We start from the raw sequence: 17294 nt of genomic DNA, 5'->3' as shown, positions 1-17294 counted from the left end.
CAAGGCATCAAGCCGATGAACATTTCCGAAGTCTTCATTCGCCGCCCGGTTGCAACGATCCTCCTTGTTATCGGCGGATTGATCGGCGGCATTGCGGCTTATATCCAGCTTCCCGTCGCGGCCCTGCCGGAAGCGGATTTTCCAACCATCAACGTATCCGCGCAGCTGGCGGGCGCGTCGCCTGATACGATGGCATCGTCTGTCGCGACCCCGCTCATCAAGCAATTCGAGACGATTGCGGGTATTGATACGATCAGCGCCACCTCATCGCTCGGCAACACGTCGATCACGCTCCAGTTCAACTTGTCCCGCAATATTGACGCGGCTGCGGCAGATGTGCAGGCGGCAATTACACGCGCCCAGCGTCAATTGCCCGACAATCTGACCACCCCGCCCAGCTATCGCAAGGCCAATCCCGCCGATGCGCCGGTCATAATTCTGGCACTCACCGGCGATGGCGCGCGCCTGACGCAGATGGACGACATTGCGCAGAACATCATATCGCCAGCGCTTTCCACCATTTCGGGTGTGGCGCAGGCGCAGGTCTATGGCTCCAAAACCTATGCCGTGCGCGTCGAGGTCGATCCCGACAAGCTCGACAGTCGTAACCTCTCCTTGTCAGGCCTGGGCGACACCATCGCCGCCGCAAACAGCCAGACGCCTGTCGGCACATTGCAGAACGGATCGCAGGCCCTCACCGTCAACGCCAAGACCCAACGCACCAATGCCGATGAGTTCAAAAGCCTTATCGTGTCGGGCAGCGGTAACCGTGTGGTACGATTATCGGATGTCGCCACGGTTCTCGACAGCGTGGAAAACGTCAATCAGGGTAGCTGGCTCGATGGCAAACAGTCTATCGCGCTTGCCGTTCAACGCCAGCCGGGTTCGAACACGGTTGCCGTGGTCGACGCCATCAAAGCCAAGCTACCGGAGATCGAAGCGGCCCTGCCCGCACAGATGCATATTTCTGTTGTCAACGACGTATCCCGGTCGATCCGCGATGCCGTAGCCGATGTTCAAAAGACGCTGGGCATTACGATTGCGCTTGTCGTGCTGGTTATCTTTCTGTTTCTCGGCCAATTCTGGGCGACGATGATCCCGGGCCTCGCCGTGCCGCTTTCGCTGGTCGCGACATTTGCCGCCATGTATGCGTTCGGCTTTTCCATCGACAATATTTCGCTTCTGGCACTCACACTGGCGGTCGGCCTCGTGGTGGACGATGCCATCGTGATGCTCGAAAATATCGTGCGCTATACTGAACAGGGGATGCCGCCATTTGAAGCTGCAATCAAGGGCAGCCAGGAAGTGACCGGCACGATCATCTCCATGTCGTTGTCGCTGGTGGCGGTGTTCCTGCCCATTCTTCTGATGGGCGGCATCGTCGGGCGCGTGCTGAACGAATTCGGCATGGTGGTAACACTCGCCATCCTCTCCTCGGCCCTCGTCTCGCTGACCGTGACGCCGATGCTGGCCGCACGCCTGCCACACAAGGAAGTCAAACCCGGTCGAATCGCCCGCCTGTTCGATCAAGTCACCGAAGCCTATGGACGCGCTGTCGGCTGGTGCCTCAAGCATCGGGCGCTTGTGCTGTTGGTCTTCGGCCTCAGTTTCCTCGGTTCGATCTGGTCATTCACGACCTTGCCGCGCAGCTTCTTTCCGCAGGAAGATATTGGCCTTCTCACCATTTCCACACAGGCGCGGCAGGACATTTCCTATCAGGCGATGCGCACCCTGCAACAGCAGGCAGCTTCCATTGTTTCCGATAACGCCGCCGTTCAGCACGTCACGGCCTCGCTCGGTAGCGGGCCCGGCGGCTCAACCTTCAACACAGGTTCGCTTCTGGTACAGCTTAAAGCTCGCGACCAGCGCCCGCCGCTAGACCAGACCCTGAGTGCACTGCGCAAATCCCTCGCCGCCCTTCCCGGCATCACCGCCTATATAACGCCGGTGCAGAATCTGCGCTTTGGCGGGCGCAGCACCCAGAGCCAGTATCAGATTGTGCTGCAATCGCTCGATGCCGATGAAGCCCGATCCTGGTCGGTGAAACTGGCCGATGCCATGAAAGCCGAGCCGCAAACCTTTGTAGATGTGGCTTCCGATCTGCAAAACAACGCACTGCAAGCCAGTATCGACATTGACAGGGACAAAGCCGGAAGCCTCGGCATCAGCTCGCAAGCCATCCGCAGTACGCTGGAGGCGGCCTATGGAACGCTGACGGTTTCGCAAATCCAGACCACTGGCAACAGCTATGACGTCATTCTGGAACTCGATCAAAGCCGTCAGTGGGATGAAACCCAGCTTGGCGCCCTGCGTGTGCCCTCATCGTCGGGTACTCTGGTTCCGCTCGCCAGCTTTGCAACAATCAAGCGAACCAACGGGCCGGTGACCGTCAATCAGTCCGGACAGCTCGCATCGGTTACGTTGTCGTTCAACCTGCCCGCAGGTGTTTCGCTCGGCACCGCCACCGACCGCGTGACGGCGCTGCGCACCGATATCGGAATGCCAGCATCCGTATCGGCACAACCGTCAGGCGCGGCGCAGATCTTCGCCCAATCGACCGGCAATATGGGCCTGCTGATCCTCGCCGCCGTTGCGACAATCTATATCGTGCTCGGCGTTCTCTATGAAAGCTTCGCGCATCCCCTGACCATTCTCTCCGGCCTGCCTTCAGCAGCTTTCGGCGCGCTGATCACGCTGCAGCTATCGGGTTTCGACCTGTCGATCATTGCGCTGATCGGACTGCTGATGCTGATCGGCATCGTCAAGAAGAATGCGATTATGATGGTCGACGTGGCGCTGTTTCTGAAACGCGATGAAAACCATGCGCCGGAAGAAGCAATCCATCAGGCCGCCATTCGCCGCTTCCGACCGATCATGATGACAACGTTCTGCGCGCTTCTCGCAGCTGTTCCTGTTGCCCTTGGCAGCGGCCAGGGGTCGGAACTGCGCCAGCCTCTTGGCGTGGCAGTAGTGGGCGGTCTTCTGCTCAGTCAGGTGCTGACACTGTTCATTACGCCGGTGATCTTTGTCGAGATCGACCGTCTGGCCAGCGCCCGCTGGTTCCGCAGGCGGAAAGTCGAACCTCATACGGCCTGACAGCCGATGCAATAAACCTCCCGCGCGGATGTTCAACCACGCGGGAGGCTTTGTTTTATCGGGAGATCTTACTTGGCTAGGACAGAAATGTCCTGAGAGGCTTTGATCTCGTCGGCGGATGCGCAGAAGCCAGCTTTGCTGTCATCGCTGCCTTCGGCCAGAAACAGACCAAAACGCGCACCAAAAGCCACGAGAACGGCTGCTTCACGCAAGTCGGCCTGCTCGTCGCTGAGCTTTTTATCGGTATCGTTGATGACGTCTTCGATTTTATCGCGGAAGGCGTCATGGTCAAGCTCATGTCCGTCGCAGATTCTCACGATGGCCGCCTGATATGCGAGGTTGTTCAGGCTCGCGAATTGCTTCGATGTGAGAAATTCGCCCTCGCCCTTGGCCAATGCATCCCATGCGGCATGAAGACGAGGATTGGACGCGTCTTCGGCGAAAGCTACTTTTGGAAAGGCTGCAAGCAATGCTGCACCCAGCAAGAAGTGGTGAAATTTCATAATAGTCGTATGTCCTAATTGCCGAACTGCGTATGGGTCGTGATGCCCGCATAATGGCCGTTTGGAAGGTAACAAGCCCGCTGCGCCGGGTAGCAGGTGTTGCCATTACTCAAACGATAAGGCGGTGGTGGCGCATAATAAGGTTGCGGGGGCGCATAGACGTCTTGATGACGGTTGCTGCCATTGTCGGCAATGGCCGCAGCAACCGCTAGACCGAGAATCCCCGCTGCTACGGCAGCACCTGCATGGTCATGATGGTGATGAAAATCATGATCGTGCCCGAAAGGAGGGAAATCGTGGTCGTGATGATCCCAGTGGTCATGGCCCCAGTCATGACCAAACGCCAGTTGCACCGGCGAGGCAAGCGCCAGCGCCACCATGCAAGCAAGCAACTGCCTTTTTCGCTTTATGATCATTATCGATCCTTTCTGATAAAGCGGTTTAATGCAAAAGCGGCCTCATCCGAGCAAAGCTCTTTCGTCTCACGAGCTTGCTCCTATTCGCAGAACACCAGCAGCGCCTTTACTGGTTAGCCGGCATCAAGTTTTTGCAGGGGATAATCTCAACAGCGGACATGTAAAAAGCGACTTCTTTTGTCGTAAATAGAACGATATTTTGACAATCCAGGATTGCATCCAATGTATAAAATCACCCCATCTGCATGCAAAATTCTTCAAATATAAGAACAATTCTCTCTTTAAATTCAATAATCACTGTATATCTATCCCGAATATCATATTTCTACCAGAAATTACTGGCTACAAAAATTCGATTTTTACCTAATTTTATTTTTAGAAATCGAGATTTTATAAAGAACTAATAATAGATATCTCAAATACGTAGAAATATCCTACAGAAGCCCGCTGGCAATACATTAGAATCCCCAATCTAGAGCGACTTTGTCCCATATTGCGTTTTGGGGTGCAAATTTGATAGATTCGGGAATAACTCGGGAGTAATACGACACAGCTTGAAGCCTGCCGACTGCATGGGAGTACCCGCATGCAGCGCTATCGGCTGATAATTGTCGCGGGTGGGGGCAGATGAAGAGCGGCCATTATATATCGGCGGATATGGTTGACGAGAAAAACCGCAATGATTTCTGGCGGGATACGTCGTCCATCATTTATGAGGTGACGCCGACCCTTGAAAACGACGAAAAGGTCATGAGCGGTTCTGTCCGTTCGCGACTGTTCGGCGATATGGTGGTTGGCAATACCACATTCAGCAATCAGTTCTGCAATAGGACGCCTAAAATTATCGCGAGAACCGACCTCGACCTCTATCTGTTGCAGCTCGTTCTGGCTGGCGATTACCGGGGAGATTTCAACGGCAAGAATGTCGACGTTAAGCCGGGCGACATATTCCTTCTCGATCTGACCCAGGTCATGACCAGCAAAAAGGAAGCTGGCGCACGTGTGACACTGGCCATTCCACGCAAGGAACTCAACAAAGCCTTTCCGGGCAAGAACCTGCACGGCTTGGTGCTCCCTTCCAATGTTGCAACCAACAAAATCCTGTTCAACTTCATTCTCACGCTCGACCGGATCATCGATACGATCGACCAGAATGATTATCCTGAGATACAGGAATCCCTGATGGTGCTGCTCAAAGCCGCCATCAACCGGCAGGCTTTCACATTGGAAGAATATCTCGCTGTCAGCTTACCGCTGCGCCAGCGTGTGCTCGACCATATTGACGCGAATCTGGCCGACCCGAACCTGTCGCCCAAGAGCATTATGCAGCAGTTCAAACTGTCGCATTCACATCTTTATCGCGCATTTGAACCTGACAGCGGTGTCACCAAGCTGATCCGCAACAAGCGGCTCGATCTTGCCTATCGACGCCTGATCAATGATGGTGGACGACGCCTCAGCATGAAGGAAGTCGCCTATGCCTGCGGCTTCTCCGACCGCGCGCAGTTCACCAAATTCTTCAAGGAACGGTTTGGCATTGCCCCGCAGGACCTCAAGGGCTTTCCAAAATCACCGGATCACAACCCGGCAACGTCCTTCACACTGCATACCTTTGTTTCCGAGCGCATTCAGCAACGCCAGCCGGAAGAACAATCCTGACAATCTGAAACGACTGGCGGTTATGCGCCGCTCAGCAGCTTCCAAGCGATTGCCCACATTACAAATGCAATAACGCCTTCCAGTACGCGCCAGGACGATGGTCTGGCAAAGACAGGGCGCAGCCAACGCGCGCCAAAGCCCAGCGAAAAGAAAAAGACGAACGAAGCGGTAATCGCGCCCAAAGCGAACGAGTTTTCCAGGCCGGGGAACTGGGTGGATATGGTGCCCAGCAGAACAACCGTATCCAGATAGACATGCGGATTGAGCCATGTGAGAGCAAGACAGGTGGCAATAGTCTTCCCTAAGCCGGTCGCGCTTCCATTACCGGTCGAAAGTGCAGAAGAAGAGGTTATTGCCGAATAGAGGCTCCGCGCACCATACCAAATCAGGAAAGCGGCACCGCCATAACGCATGATCGGATCAATGGCGGGCAGTGCGGCCGCGATTTTCTGAAAACTGGTGATCCCAAGCGTGATCAGCAATGCATCCGACACGGCGCAGACGAGACTAACGGCGAAAACGTGCTCGTCGCGCAGCCCCTGACGAAGAACAAAAGCGTTCTGTGCACCGATGGCTACAATCAGGCTAAAGCCCATGGTCAGGCCTGTCAGATAGATGGAAAAATTCATTTCGGCTCGCTGTGGAAGCATGGCTCAGATCCGCTGAACACCACGCAATCTGTGATGGTTGGTAGCGCTTGGATATATGCCTCCATTGGATTAGTATAGTTAAAGATACTAATCCAAATTAAGATAGACTAATGATCGATTATTCCGCACTGCGCGCCGTGGCCATGGTCGTACAAACCGGCAGTTTCGAGAAAGCGGCCCGCGCCCTGAATGTCACGCCATCAGCCATATCCCAGCGGGTGAAACATCTGGAAGAGCGGCTCGGCACGGTGCTTATTTCGCGCGGCACACCCTGTACGGCGACGGAAAAAGGCGACTGGCTTTGCCGCCATATCGAACAGGTTGGCATGCTGGAACGCGAATTGCTTGAAGAACTGCCCGCCCTTGCCGGTGCGGATGATCTCAAGCAGCGCGTTACACTGAACATCGCCACCAATGCGGACAGTCTCGGCACCTGGTTTCTGAAAGCCATCTCGGCCTTTAGCAAGCAGTCCGATCACCTTCTCAACATTGCCGTGGACGATCAGGACCATACAGCCGAATGGCTTCAGCGCGGACGTGTGCTGGCCGCGGTGACATCTCACGCAAAGCTGGTGCAAGGCTGCCGGATCGTTCCGCTCGGTACGCTGCGATATCACGCGACGGCGTCACCGGATTTTATTGAGCGATATTTCAAGGACGGGGTAACGGGCCAAGCGCTGGCCACCGCGCCTGCCCTGACCTTCAACCAGAAAGACCGGCTACAGGATCGCTGGGTCAAGGAAAACCTGAAGGCGGACATCAATTGTCCAACCCACTGGTTGCCGTCCACACAAGGGTTTGTCGAAGCGAGTCTTGACGGCATGGGCTGGGGCGTGAACCCGATCGTGCTGGTGAAGGACCACCTTGCATCCGGCAAGCTGGTCGAGCTTGTACCCGATACACCGCTCGACGTGCCGCTCTACTGGCAGGTCAATCGCCTTGCCGCAGACCGGCTCTCTGATTTGACACAGCAGGTTGTAGCAACAGCGCGGCGTGAATTGCTCCAGAACGCCGCCTGATCAGTCATTTAAGCACCCGCCCTTTGATCACCATCAGTTTTATTGAACGTGAGCGGAGATTGAGCGAATGCTATTTTATGAAAATCCTGGCTCTCATAGCGGCTGCGGTCGTCCTTCTGCTTCTCGGCTGCTATTTGCAGACGCACTTTGCCGTGCCGTAAAAGGCGCATGAGCCAAGGAAAAAAGGCAGGATCAATGATCCTGCCCCGTTTGCGCTACGCCTGCCGCCTCCTCGCACACCCTGACATGTTCTGCCAGTGCTTCGAGAGGTAGAAAGGCGCTTACCGTACAGATATCGCGCTTCTGAAACTTAGGCAGTTCCTGAAGCTCTTTCAGACGGATAAGAAGTGTGCCGCGGTTCATGGAAATATTCCTCCATTATCGCCCCCGCACGTTGTATTGAGGCACTACCAGACACAATTTGCCGGAAATGCTTTGAAGATCAGGCTGCCCGCACCTTTTTCTTCAAGGGCAGTTCGATATCGACTTCCAAAGTCGACATCTGATCTCCCCGGTCCATCTTCACGCTGACCTTGTCGCGATCGATCTGGATGTGCTTGGCGATGACCGCCAGGATCTCTTCCCTTAGCACAGCCACGAGGTCGGAATGTCCCTCGGACGCTCGCTCATGCGCCAGCAAAACTTGCAGACGTTCGCGCGCCATGGGCGCGGAAGCCTGCTTGGTGAAGAATCGAAATAGGCTCATGCCGCTCTCCTTCCGAAAATTTTGCCCAGAAGGCTGCGCTTTTCGGATGGGACGGTCATCGGCACTTCTTCGCCCGCCAGACGGCGTGCTGCATCCAGATAGGCCAGAGCCGGCGCACTGCGCTGGTCGGCAAGCGTCACTGGAGAGCCGATATTGGATGCGCGCAGCACATCCTGGCTTTCAGGGATGATGCCCAGAAGCGGGATAGACAGGATTTCAAGAACGTCTTCGACTTTCAGCATGTCGCCACGTTCGGCGCGGATCGGGTCGTAACGGGTCAGCAGAAGGTGCTTTTCAACCCGTTCGCCACGTTCGGCCTTGAGAGTCTTGGCGTCGAGAAGGCCGATGATGCGGTCTGAATCGCGCACCGACGACACTTCCGGATTGGTCACCACAACGGCCATGTCGGCATGGCGCATGGCGAGCGTCGCGCCGCGCTCGATACCAGCCGGGCTGTCGCAGATGATCCAGTCGAATTCCTTCTTGAGGTCTTCGATCACACGGTCGACACCCTCGGTCGTGAGGTTGTCCTTGTCGCGGGTCTGGGAGGCAGGCAGCAGATACAGGGTATCGAGACGCTTGTCGCGAATGAGCGCCTGAGGCAGCTTTGCATCGCCCTGAATTACATTCACCAGATCGAACACCACGCGGCGTTCGGCACCCATCACCAGATCAAGGTTACGCAAACCGACATCGAAGTCGATAACGACAGTCTTTTCGCCGCGCTGCGCAAGAGCGGCGCCGATGGCTGCAGTGGATGTCGTTTTGCCAACGCCACCCTTGCCGGAAGTTACAACAATTACTTTTGCCATATTGGTCTCCTGTAGCTCCCGCACGCCTTATGAGAGTATTGCCCGCCCAACCGGGCATGATTTCTTTTCAACAAATCGATCAGCCGAGCGTTTCGGCCATCATATAATCGCCATCGAGCCACAGCTGCACCGCCTGCCCGCGCAATCTGGGTTCCATGTCTTCAGCCGTCTTGTAGAGGCCGTCGATCGCAACAAGCTCGGCTTCCATCTTGCGGCAGAAAATGCGCGCATTGGAATTGCCCGCCGTACCAGCCATCGCACGACCGCGTAGCGCGCCATAGACATGGATCGAACCGCCCGCGACCACTTCCGCACCCGAAGCCACGGAACCGACAACGGTAACATCGCCGTCCGGGAAATAGATGGACTGGCCGGAGCGCACAGGCTCCGTTACCACCATCGACGGCACGGCCTTGACCAGCTGCACATTGGCAGGTGCTGCAGCTGCAACGGGCTTTGCCGGTGCCACAGGCTCGCTCACCTCGGGATTGAAATCTGCGGCCACCTGCCCGCCGCGCAGCGCTGGCGGCATGCCAGGACCGAGAAGCGAAGGACGCGCATTTTCAAAACCCGTGATCCAGACACCGCGACCTGCAAGATCTTCCAGTAGCTGAACCAGCTGCATCCGTTCGATAACGAGATTCTCAAGATCAAGCACGACCGGACGATTCAGAAAGAACCCCGCCGAGCGCGCGGCAAGATCGTCCAGCCTGTCGAGCCAGCCGTCCAGCGGCAGTTCAGGCGAGAGCACCAGCGCAAGAAAGGAGCGCCCTTTCAAACGGATCGGACGGGATTGTGTTAGCACTTGATTCATCTTGGTTAAAAAACGGTTTACTCGATCTATATGCGGAATGGTTAACAGATGGTTAATTTTTGGCTGGCGTCCTGCCCATGCGCGCCCTCAATAGAGGCGAAGACGCGCAAGCATGAAGCCGGACCCGATGCTGCATGCATTCAAAGCCGTGGTGCGCTTCAAGCGCCAATCGACTCAACTGCTTCAAACGTACCCGAAGAATAGGGCGTCAGCCGGGCTATTCGGCGTCTTCCACAGAAGAAAGCGCTTCAGATTTACGCTTAAATCCCAATCAAATCTGACGCTGCGTTAAGTCTTAAAACGTGACCGTGGTTTTTATCCAAAACCGAGGCCGCGCGCATCGCAACGGCAAAGAGGCGGAACAAAGCCAACTGATTCCGGCAATAGTGCTTAGTTGTATTTTCGGGGAAAAATCAGTGGTTCCTAAACAAGGAACCGCCTCGCGTTTGGGCGGGGGGCTTAGGGGCGCGAGGCGGGCGAGCTCTCAGGAGTGCACGCAGGGAAAAAATGGCGGGTAAAGACCGATTCTAAAACCAACAAAGGGTTCCAGCGTGAAAGATTGCGTGATCAAACCAGATAATTCACCCAATTAATTGGGGTGATTTCCCGACTAAATATCCGAGATCACAGGGGTTTTTTGAAACCCGATCCCAACGGCAGTTTTTTAAAGAGCCGTCTAAAATTCACCTGCAAAGGCATATCGGACGATAGAAATCCGAGCATTGATTCCTTTGGCTCGTGCGACCGCACATAATCACACCTGTTCCAAAATGGAAATGGCAATTGCAAAAAACGGGGCGACCGCGACCGAAATTCACAACTGTCACCCGCCTTGCATAGCCCCGACCATTCCACGCGCCCTCGCAACAATTAGGTAGTCTACAAATTATATCAAATATTAGGCAGGTGTTTTGCTGCGTATGCAGTCATGATCCTGGCGTGAACTTCCGGCAACTCAGTCGAGACAAGGCCAGCCATCCGCAGAACATATGCCATCTGCTCAATTAGCTTCATAGATTTCAGTATTTTCTGAAATTTATAGAGTTTTGTTAGGGGCTTGCTTTTGGAAACTCCCTCATTATTGTGTGCTCCACTTGGAGGAGGGAGTGACCGCCCCAGCGCGCTAGACCGCTGCGGGGCGGTTTCTTTTTTTAGCCCTGAATCAAAAAGCGACAGGCCGCGGCGAAAATGGTGATTTCGAGAACCGGAGCGGAGCGTACATTTGGGTACGTGAGCACCGGAAGCGCAGAAATTGCCATTTGCAGACCGGCATGGCGACTTTTGGACCAGGTACTTAGCCCTTCAAAATTTGCATAGCTGCCCTGCAGGATGTTCCCTTGTAAACACCTGACTCCGCACCTATTTTCACATTGTTCGGTTTCACTCCTCCTCCCAGAAACCGGACACGAAGCGCGATACTCCTCCTCCCAATCGCGCTTTACCAATCAGCCCGTTGCGCACTCCTCCTCCCAGCGCGACGGGCTTTTTCGTATCTCAAGACAGAGCTAGAACAGTCGCAGCTTGCGCATATGGAACGCTTCGGCATAGGTCTCCGGCGCGCGACATTCCATGCCGCGCAATCGCGCGAGACCGCGAAAGGTCTCGGGATCGAACCAGTCTTTCGAGCGTTGCGTGCCGAAATGCTTCATCAAAAGCTCGACCTTATGCTCCATGATCGCCGCCGAAAGCGCTGAGTAGGCATTGGGCTGGCCGAGATCGCCATCCCATTTCGGTATTTCATATTCAAGGATCAGTTGGTCGCGGAAAAGATTCCAGGTCAGCTCGTTGAGCGTGCGATGATCCTGATGTGCGTCGCCTTGGCGATGGGTGAATACGATATCCGGCGTCTGGCGACTGCGCTGCTCGATCAGCCATGCCTTGATCTCGCGCATCTGCGCCGGAAAGTAGCTATCCTCGAACATCGCAAGACGGATGCCTGGATTTTCCGTACCGCGCAGAAAATCGCGCGCCGAAGCCTCCGCCTCGACGCGCCGTTCTTCATTGCCGGACAGCACACACCATTCGATGTGCATCGGCGTTCCTGCTTCTATGAGGCTGAGGAGCGTTCCCCCGCAGCCAATTTCGATATCGTCCGAATGCGCACCCAGACACAGGACCTGAAGCGGCCGCCCCGGATTGGCGAGTGAACGCAGGTCGATCATAGCGCTATGGCGATGTTGGCTGCGCGCTGCTCCGCCTTGTGTTTTTTCCAGGGCATATCGCCCTTCTCGACCATGTCTTCCAGCGTCTGCCAGTCGCGCAGTGTGTCCATGGACCGCCAGAAGCCTTCATATTTATACGCCATCAACTGATTGTCGGCGATAAGACGGCTGAACGGCTCCAGCACCAGCTCTTCACCCTCCCGCATGTAATCGAAGATTTCCTTGCGGAAGAGGAAATAGCCGCCATTGATCCAGATATCGGAGGTGTTCGATGTCCGGAAAGCCCGCACAGCCCCACCCTCCGCGATATCCGCCAGATGATAGGTCAGCGGTGGGCGCACGGCGAGGAAGCAGGCTATCTTGCCGCTCGCCTCAAAACGCCGCGTCATATCGTCGAGATCGACGTCGCTCAGACCATCGCTGTAATTGGCTAGAAACATGTCCTCATTCTGGACATGGCTGCGCGCGCTCCACAGACGTTCGCCGATATTGCGCCAGATACCGGTGTCGAGCAGCGTCACGCTCCAGTCGCGGTCCACCTCTTCCAGCAATTCAACATTGCGCCCGCCATTGGAGACCACGCAATCCGCAAAAGTCTGCGGACGGATCGTCAGGAAGAAGTCCTTCACGACATTGGCCTTGTAGCCGAGGCAGAGCACAAAGTCGTTGTGACCGTAATCACTGTAATATTCCATGACATGATGCAGGATCGGCTGATGGCCGAGCGGGATCATCGGCTTTGGTACATTTTCCGAATATTCGCGGATTCTGGTTCCAAGACCGCCGCAAAACAGAACGACTTTCATGACTAACGCTCCTCAGTAATCAGAGCTGGATCGATCAATCGGACATGGGGAATGGGGATGATGAATTTCGCACCCCATTCGACCACGTGCTGCATCTGCCGGATGATCTCATCCTTGAAGTTCCATGGCAGGATGAGGATGTAGTCCGGCTTGTACTTGTCTATCGCCGATACGTCATAGATCGGGATATGCATGCCGGGCGTGTAGCGCCCGTGCTTGTAAGGATTGCGATCTACAGTGAAATCCAGAAAATCCGTGCCGATGCCGCAATAGTTGAGAAGCGTATTGCCCTTGCCCGGCGCGCCGTAACCGCAAATGCTCTTGCCGGAATTCTTGGCTGCGATCAGGAAGGACAGGAGATCGCGCTTGGCATGGCGCGTCTTCTCCGCAAACTGCTCATAGGTCGAGATATCGTTGAGGCCGAAGCTCTCTTCCTTCTTGAGAAGTGCCGCCACCCGGGGCGACGCCTTCCGCTTGCTGCCGGTGCGCGCCAGATAAACCCGCAACGATCCGCCATGGGTTGGCACTTCCTCGACATCGATGATTTTCAGGTGGTGCCTGTGCGCCATGAAGCGGATTGTCAGCAGCGAGAAATACGAAAAATGCTCGTGATAGATGGTGTCAAACTGGTTGAACTCGATCAGATTGGCAAGATGCGGGAACTCCAGAGTGATGACACCTTCGGGCTTGAGCAGAAGCTGCATACCGCGCACAAAGTCATTCAGATCAGGCACTTGCGCCAGAACATTGTTACCGATGATGAGATCGGCGCTTTGGCCCGCGCCGAGCATTTCCAGCGCCAGTTGTGCGCCGAAGAAGTCCACCCGGGTTGGCACGCCCTTGGCGATAGCTGTTTGCGCCACATTGGCGGCAGGTTCTATCCCCAGCACCGGAATGCCCTTCGGCAGGAAATGCTGGAGCAGATAGCCGTCATTGCTGGCAACCTCCACAACGAAACTGTTCTCGTCCAGTTCCAGCCGTTCGGTGATCGCGTCGCAATAAACTCTGGCGTGATCCACCCAACTGGTCGCGAAGGACGAGAAATAGGCATATTCCGTGAAAATCTCGGCAGGAGAAAAATACTCTTTCAGCTGCACGAGATAGCAATGATCGCAGACCAGCGCATAGAGCGGATAATAAGGCTCCATGCGGTCTAGCTGATCGGCGGCAACGAAGCTTTCGCAGGGCGGCGACATGCCCAGATCCACAAATGTGTGTTTGAGCAACTTACCGCACAGGCGACAGCCGGTCCGCTCTTGCGTCATGCTTTTGCTCCGCGAAATATCCGGTGTCTGGATGGTCATACACACCCCCTCGGCTCTGGCCCTTACAATGGCCACGAATACACTGGTCCCAAAACTGGTATCGACTTGGCTGCTTTGAGCAGGCACCGTCGCGGCCAGATACGCGCGCCGCACCGGATGACCCAAACTACTAAGCGGTCTAAAGATTGCCGAGACTGCCATCTGGAGCGCGACGCACATACCATTGGGCGCAGCCATCGCCGTAGGGATATTGCCAATCCTCACCCGCCTTGCGTCATAGGGCGAGCAAGGGCGTAGGCGGATCACCTATCAGGAGGAGGCATCTACCCCGGAAGGTGAAGATCGTCCCTCGAAGAAGGCTCTACCGGGCCCTGACCACGCTGTCAGAATGTTGGCAGGCGGAAACGGGGCAAATAGATGCGGTTTACTTCTTTAAACATCGATGGTGCATGGTCTATCGAGCCGGATCGGATGGAGGATGAACGCGGCTGGTTTACGCGCGTTTATTCCGAAGCGGCTTTTGCCGAACGGCAGATGGAAACGCACTATCCGCAGCACAGTCTTTCCTTCTCGCGGGAGAAAGGCACCTTGCGCGGTTTGCATTACCAAAACGATCCGCATTCTGAAACGAAACTGGTGACCTGCCTGCAAGGCACCGTCTGGGATGTATTGGTGGATATACGCCCCAAATCGCCCACCTATATGCGCTGGGTTGGCCTGGAGCTTTCGGCGGAGAACGGCGTGCAGCTTTATATCCCGGAAGGCTGCGCTCATGGATTTCAGGCGCTTACCGATAATGTCCTCATCCGCTACATGATCTCGCACCCCTACACACCGGACCATGCAACGGGCCTGCGCTATGACGATCCGGCGCTCGGCATACCATGGCCGAACCAGCCCAGTGTCATTTCGGACAAGGATCGCTCCTGGCCCTTAATCTAGGACCGTTACCTTCCCTCGATCAGCAATCCCGCATCGCGCAGTCTGTCCGCAGCACCGGCGAGTGTTGCGAAAGGCAGTTTCGAGCGCTCGGCCATATCGAGAAGTGACGCGCTGCCATCGGCCAGATTGAGAACCCAGAGCATGGCCATGGCTTCCTGTGCGGCACGACCGTCGCCGCCGGTTTTGCCATAGAGCCCACGGCGTCCAAGCTGCGGTTCACCCTTGGGCGACGTGTTGAGCGGAACCCAGTTTCGTTCCGCTATTTCAATGGCCTGCATGACGAGATTGAAGGATTGCTCAAGACATTCCGGCTTGATGAAATCCAGATTGTCCGCTGAGGTGTGATATTCGGGGAAAGTGCCATAAAGGCTGCGCTGGAACATGCCGACCGGGAGGTTGAATCCCGGCGAACAGAACTGCCTTTCGTCATATCCATAGGGCCAGAAGTCGTGCATCGTCGCGCCAGCCAGATTGGACTGCGCGAGCACCTGCCCCATGATCCGGTCGATCGCCGCGTTACCACGACGGCTTCGCTTGTAATTCGGCCCGCCATCGTCGCCGACGCAGGACAGGACAAGGCCATGGGTGACGCGATCAAGATGAGGCTCGTTCTGGCTCAGCCACGCAAGTGCGCCGAATGTCGCCGGACCAAACAGAAAGCGATAAGTCAGCCGCGTGGAGCGAGCTTTCAACGCCGCTCCCAGAAGCGCCAGCAATGCCAGTCCGGAGCAATTATCGTTGGCGAGCGAGGGGTGGCAGAGATGCGCTGACAGGAGAAAAGTCTCGTCCGTTGTTCCGCGATGCTTGAACTCTCCATAGACAAGCGCGCCGTCGCGCCGCTCGGCGTCAATGACCACATCGTATTCGCCCTCGGCCATTGCCAGAAAGTCGGTATGCGCCATGCAGAAACCCCAGTCCTCTGCATGATAACAGGTGCGGTAAGGAATGAGGTCGGGTTGATCGGGCAGTGTGTGAATGTGACTCTTCAAGGCTTCCATAGAAAGCCTTGTTCGCACAGGAATACTGAAGTTCACCACATGAAGATTGTGCCGCGCAAAATCGACAATCCGCTGGCCGTTGCTATCTGCAATATAGGCTTCGCGGATCACCCATTCCTGCGGTGCTTTCCAGTCGAAAAGCGGCGTGCCGGTCGGCACTTCATGGATCTCCAGCGGCAGATATCCGCCGATAGTGGCGAGCGTTTCCCGCACGCCTTCGCCCGTCAGACTGCGACAGATCGGATAAAGTTGCGCGGCCAGATCGTAGATCGCCTGTCCGTCCGGAGACCGGCGCATGTCGACTATACCAGGCCGCGCATCCATCATGCGATTGCTCTTAACGGCTGCTGTATAAGCTCTACGCGCCGCAGATCGCTATCGAGAACGCCCTCCTCCAGAAGCTTTCGAATATGGGCGATGCGCTGGAACCGCGGCCCCTCGAATTCCTCAAGCGTCAAGGTCGAGCGGCTATAGGCCGCGAGCAGTTCTTCCGCACCGGCCGCAGCATCCCATTGCGGCTTTGCATTGGGCAGAACCCGCGCAAGTTTCTCGAAGCTGACACGGTAGGACCGGGTATCCGGCCCGGCATCTTCCGCAAATTCAATCCGGCAATCGGGCACTGTCTCGGCGACAATGCCTGCAATGTCGCGAATGCGGTAATTGTGTTCGGTGGAACCAACATTGAAGGCTTCATTGAAGACCTTCTCGCGTGGTGCTTCCATGGCCGCCATGAAAGCCCGGGAAATATCGCGAATATGCACGATCGGCCGCCATGGCGTGCCATCCGACTTGAGATAGATCAGTCCCTTGGTCACGGCCCAGGCGACGAGATTGTTCAATACAATATCGAAGCGCAGAAAAGGCGACACGCCATAGGCTGTCGCGGGCCGCAAATAGACCGGACAGAAATCTGCATCGGCCAGTTCCCGGATCTCCTGCTCGGCGCGCACCTTCGAGCGACCATAGGCCGTCACCGGCTTCAGCTCGCCGGTCTCATCGATCAGGTCGGCATCGCTGATGCCATAATTGCTGCATGACGATGCGAAAAGAAAACGCCCCACGCCCGCTCGTTTGGCGGCTTTAGCCACCGCCACGCTGGCGCGGTGGTTGATGTCATAGGTCAGTTCTTCATTGAGATTGCCCAACGGGTCATTCGACAGCGCGGCCAGATGAATGACAGCATCGAAACCTTCCAGATCGCGTGGCGACACATCGCGCACATCCTTGCGCAGCGTGGGTACATTCACGACCGCTCCACCTTCTTCGAACAGGCAATGTTCGTAAAGACCGATGTCGTAGCCCGACACCTCGTGGCCCGCATGAACGAGGATCGGCACCATGACCGATCCGATGTAACCCTGACTTCCGGTAACCAGCACTTTCATGTTCGTTTCCTCTGCATCCCCAATAATCCAAGTTAATCACGCACCAGTGGGGGTAGCGATT

16 protein-coding genes are annotated in these 17294 nt (G+C 55.9%); 4 read left to right on the top strand and 12 right to left on the bottom strand.

Annotated features, from left to right (window positions below):
• Positions 1-15: 15 nt before the first annotated feature.
• On the top strand, positions 16-3096 hold the full coding sequence (locus FGI60_RS01500; RefSeq protein ID WP_138783615.1) for an efflux RND transporter permease subunit: 3081 nt from the start codon (positions 16-18) through the stop codon (positions 3094-3096).
• A 68-nt stretch (positions 3097-3164) separates the two neighbouring features.
• Here the strand turns inward: FGI60_RS01500 and FGI60_RS01495 are convergent, their stop codons facing one another.
• Together FGI60_RS01495 and FGI60_RS26395 are read right to left on the bottom strand one after the other, a co-directional pair.
• A complete protein-coding gene (locus tag FGI60_RS01495; RefSeq protein WP_138783614.1) occupies positions 3165-3599 on the bottom strand; it encodes a hypothetical protein in 435 nt (144 codons plus the stop codon).
• Positions 3600-3613: 14 nt separating this feature from the next.
• Positions 3614-4015 carry a hypothetical protein gene (locus FGI60_RS26395; protein WP_192799716.1) on the bottom strand — a complete coding sequence of 134 codons (402 nt, stop codon included), beginning with the start codon at positions 4013-4015 and terminating at the stop codon, positions 3614-3616.
• 627 nt (positions 4016-4642) lie between these two features.
• On the opposite strand from FGI60_RS26395, the gene FGI60_RS01485 reads away from it, so the two are divergent.
• Complete coding sequence (locus FGI60_RS01485) at positions 4643-5674, top strand: helix-turn-helix domain-containing protein (RefSeq protein WP_138783613.1); 1032 nt, start codon at positions 4643-4645, stop codon at positions 5672-5674.
• A gap of 20 nt (positions 5675-5694) precedes the next feature.
• Here FGI60_RS01485 and FGI60_RS01480 read toward each other — a convergent pair whose 3' ends face one another.
• The gene (locus FGI60_RS01480) at positions 5695-6303 is read right to left on the bottom strand and encodes a LysE/ArgO family amino acid transporter (RefSeq protein WP_138783847.1); all 609 of its coding nucleotides are present in this window, start codon (positions 6301-6303) and stop codon (positions 5695-5697) included.
• A 131-nt stretch (positions 6304-6434) separates the two neighbouring features.
• Here FGI60_RS01480 and FGI60_RS01475 point away from each other — a divergent pair, with 131 nt between their 5' ends.
• Positions 6435-7343, top strand: coding sequence for a LysR family transcriptional regulator ArgP (locus FGI60_RS01475; protein ID WP_138783612.1), 909 nt, complete (start codon positions 6435-6437; stop codon positions 7341-7343).
• Between the two features lie 192 nt (positions 7344-7535).
• On the opposite strand, the gene FGI60_RS26195 is transcribed toward FGI60_RS01475, so the two are convergent.
• From FGI60_RS26195 to FGI60_RS01445, 7 genes are all read right to left on the bottom strand, one after another.
• A complete protein-coding gene (locus FGI60_RS26195) occupies positions 7536-7706 on the bottom strand; it encodes a hypothetical protein (protein ID WP_171058666.1) in 171 nt (56 codons plus the stop codon).
• 79 nt (positions 7707-7785) lie between these two features.
• Positions 7786-8049, bottom strand: coding sequence for a cell division topological specificity factor MinE (gene minE, locus FGI60_RS01470; protein ID WP_138783611.1), 264 nt, complete (start codon positions 8047-8049; stop codon positions 7786-7788).
• A complete protein-coding gene (gene minD, locus FGI60_RS01465) occupies positions 8046-8861 on the bottom strand; it encodes a septum site-determining protein MinD (RefSeq protein WP_109367680.1) in 816 nt (271 codons plus the stop codon). The genes minE and minD overlap by 4 nt, the downstream gene beginning before the upstream one ends.
• A gap of 79 nt (positions 8862-8940) precedes the next feature.
• Complete coding sequence (gene minC / locus FGI60_RS01460; protein ID WP_138783610.1) at positions 8941-9675, bottom strand: septum site-determining protein MinC; 735 nt, start codon at positions 9673-9675, stop codon at positions 8941-8943.
• A 1505-nt stretch (positions 9676-11180) separates the two neighbouring features.
• Positions 11181-11837, bottom strand: coding sequence for a PIG-L deacetylase family protein (locus FGI60_RS01455; RefSeq protein ID WP_138783609.1), 657 nt, complete (start codon positions 11835-11837; stop codon positions 11181-11183).
• Positions 11834-12643: a sugar phosphate nucleotidyltransferase gene (locus FGI60_RS01450; RefSeq protein WP_138783608.1), complete on the bottom strand. Its 810-nt coding sequence runs from the start codon at positions 12641-12643 to the stop codon at positions 11834-11836. Before FGI60_RS01450 ends, FGI60_RS01455 begins: the two co-directional genes overlap by 4 nt.
• A 2-nt stretch (positions 12644-12645) precedes the next feature.
• Positions 12646-13947 (bottom strand): class I SAM-dependent methyltransferase, encoded by a 1302-nt coding sequence (locus tag FGI60_RS01445; RefSeq protein ID WP_138783607.1) that lies wholly within the window; start codon positions 13945-13947, stop codon positions 12646-12648.
• Positions 13948-14325: 378 nt separating this feature from the next.
• Here FGI60_RS01445 and rfbC point away from each other — a divergent pair, with 378 nt between their 5' ends.
• Positions 14326-14850: a dTDP-4-dehydrorhamnose 3,5-epimerase gene (gene rfbC / locus FGI60_RS01440; RefSeq protein WP_138783606.1), complete on the top strand. Its 525-nt coding sequence runs from the start codon at positions 14326-14328 to the stop codon at positions 14848-14850.
• 5 nt (positions 14851-14855) lie between these two features.
• On the opposite strand, the gene FGI60_RS01435 is transcribed toward rfbC, so the two are convergent.
• Positions 14856-16175 (bottom strand): DUF4910 domain-containing protein, encoded by a 1320-nt coding sequence (locus FGI60_RS01435; protein ID WP_138783605.1) that lies wholly within the window; start codon positions 16173-16175, stop codon positions 14856-14858.
• Positions 16172-17233 (bottom strand): NAD-dependent epimerase/dehydratase family protein, encoded by a 1062-nt coding sequence (locus FGI60_RS01430; RefSeq protein ID WP_138783604.1) that lies wholly within the window; start codon positions 17231-17233, stop codon positions 16172-16174. The genes FGI60_RS01435 and FGI60_RS01430 overlap by 4 nt, the downstream gene beginning before the upstream one ends.
• Between the last annotated feature and the right edge of the window lie 61 nt (positions 17234-17294).

The sequence above is a fragment of the Brucella haematophila genome, from assembly GCF_005938105.1.
Lineage (GTDB): Bacteria > Pseudomonadota > Alphaproteobacteria > Rhizobiales > Rhizobiaceae > Brucella > Brucella haematophila.
This window is presented reverse-complemented; position numbering and strand designations above follow the sequence as displayed.

Excerpts from the sequence above, each read along its gene's own strand:
- minE (WP_138783611.1), bottom strand. The coding sequence starts at position 8,049 with ATGAGCCTATTTCGATTCTTCACCAAGCAGGCTTCCGCGCCCATGGCG.
- FGI60_RS01450 (WP_138783608.1), bottom strand. The coding sequence starts at position 12,643 with ATGAAAGTCGTTCTGTTTTGCGGCGGTCTTGGAACCAGAATCCGCGAA.
- FGI60_RS01495 (WP_138783614.1), bottom strand. The coding sequence starts at position 3,599 with ATGAAATTTCACCACTTCTTGCTGGGTGCAGCATTGCTTGCAGCCTTT.
- FGI60_RS01500 (WP_138783615.1), top strand. The coding sequence starts at position 16 with ATGAACATTTCCGAAGTCTTCATTCGCCGCCCGGTTGCAACGATCCTC.
- FGI60_RS01480 (WP_138783847.1), bottom strand. The coding sequence starts at position 6,303 with ATGAATTTTTCCATCTATCTGACAGGCCTGACCATGGGCTTTAGCCTG.
- FGI60_RS26395 (WP_192799716.1), bottom strand. The coding sequence starts at position 4,015 with ATGATCATAAAGCGAAAAAGGCAGTTGCTTGCTTGCATGGTGGCGCTG.
- minC (WP_138783610.1), bottom strand. The coding sequence starts at position 9,675 with ATGAATCAAGTGCTAACACAATCCCGTCCGATCCGTTTGAAAGGGCGC.
- FGI60_RS26195 (WP_171058666.1), bottom strand. The coding sequence starts at position 7,706 with ATGAACCGCGGCACACTTCTTATCCGTCTGAAAGAGCTTCAGGAACTG.
- FGI60_RS01475 (WP_138783612.1), top strand. The coding sequence starts at position 6,435 with ATGATCGATTATTCCGCACTGCGCGCCGTGGCCATGGTCGTACAAACC.
- rfbC (WP_138783606.1), top strand. The coding sequence starts at position 14,326 with ATGCGGTTTACTTCTTTAAACATCGATGGTGCATGGTCTATCGAGCCG.
- FGI60_RS01430 (WP_138783604.1), bottom strand. The coding sequence starts at position 17,233 with ATGAAAGTGCTGGTTACCGGAAGTCAGGGTTACATCGGATCGGTCATG.
- FGI60_RS01435 (WP_138783605.1), bottom strand. The coding sequence starts at position 16,175 with ATGATGGATGCGCGGCCTGGTATAGTCGACATGCGCCGGTCTCCGGAC.
- minD (WP_109367680.1), bottom strand. The coding sequence starts at position 8,861 with ATGGCAAAAGTAATTGTTGTAACTTCCGGCAAGGGTGGCGTTGGCAAA.
- FGI60_RS01485 (WP_138783613.1), top strand. The coding sequence starts at position 4,643 with ATGAAGAGCGGCCATTATATATCGGCGGATATGGTTGACGAGAAAAAC.
- FGI60_RS01445 (WP_138783607.1), bottom strand. The coding sequence starts at position 13,947 with ATGACCATCCAGACACCGGATATTTCGCGGAGCAAAAGCATGACGCAA.
- FGI60_RS01455 (WP_138783609.1), bottom strand. The coding sequence starts at position 11,837 with ATGATCGACCTGCGTTCACTCGCCAATCCGGGGCGGCCGCTTCAGGTC.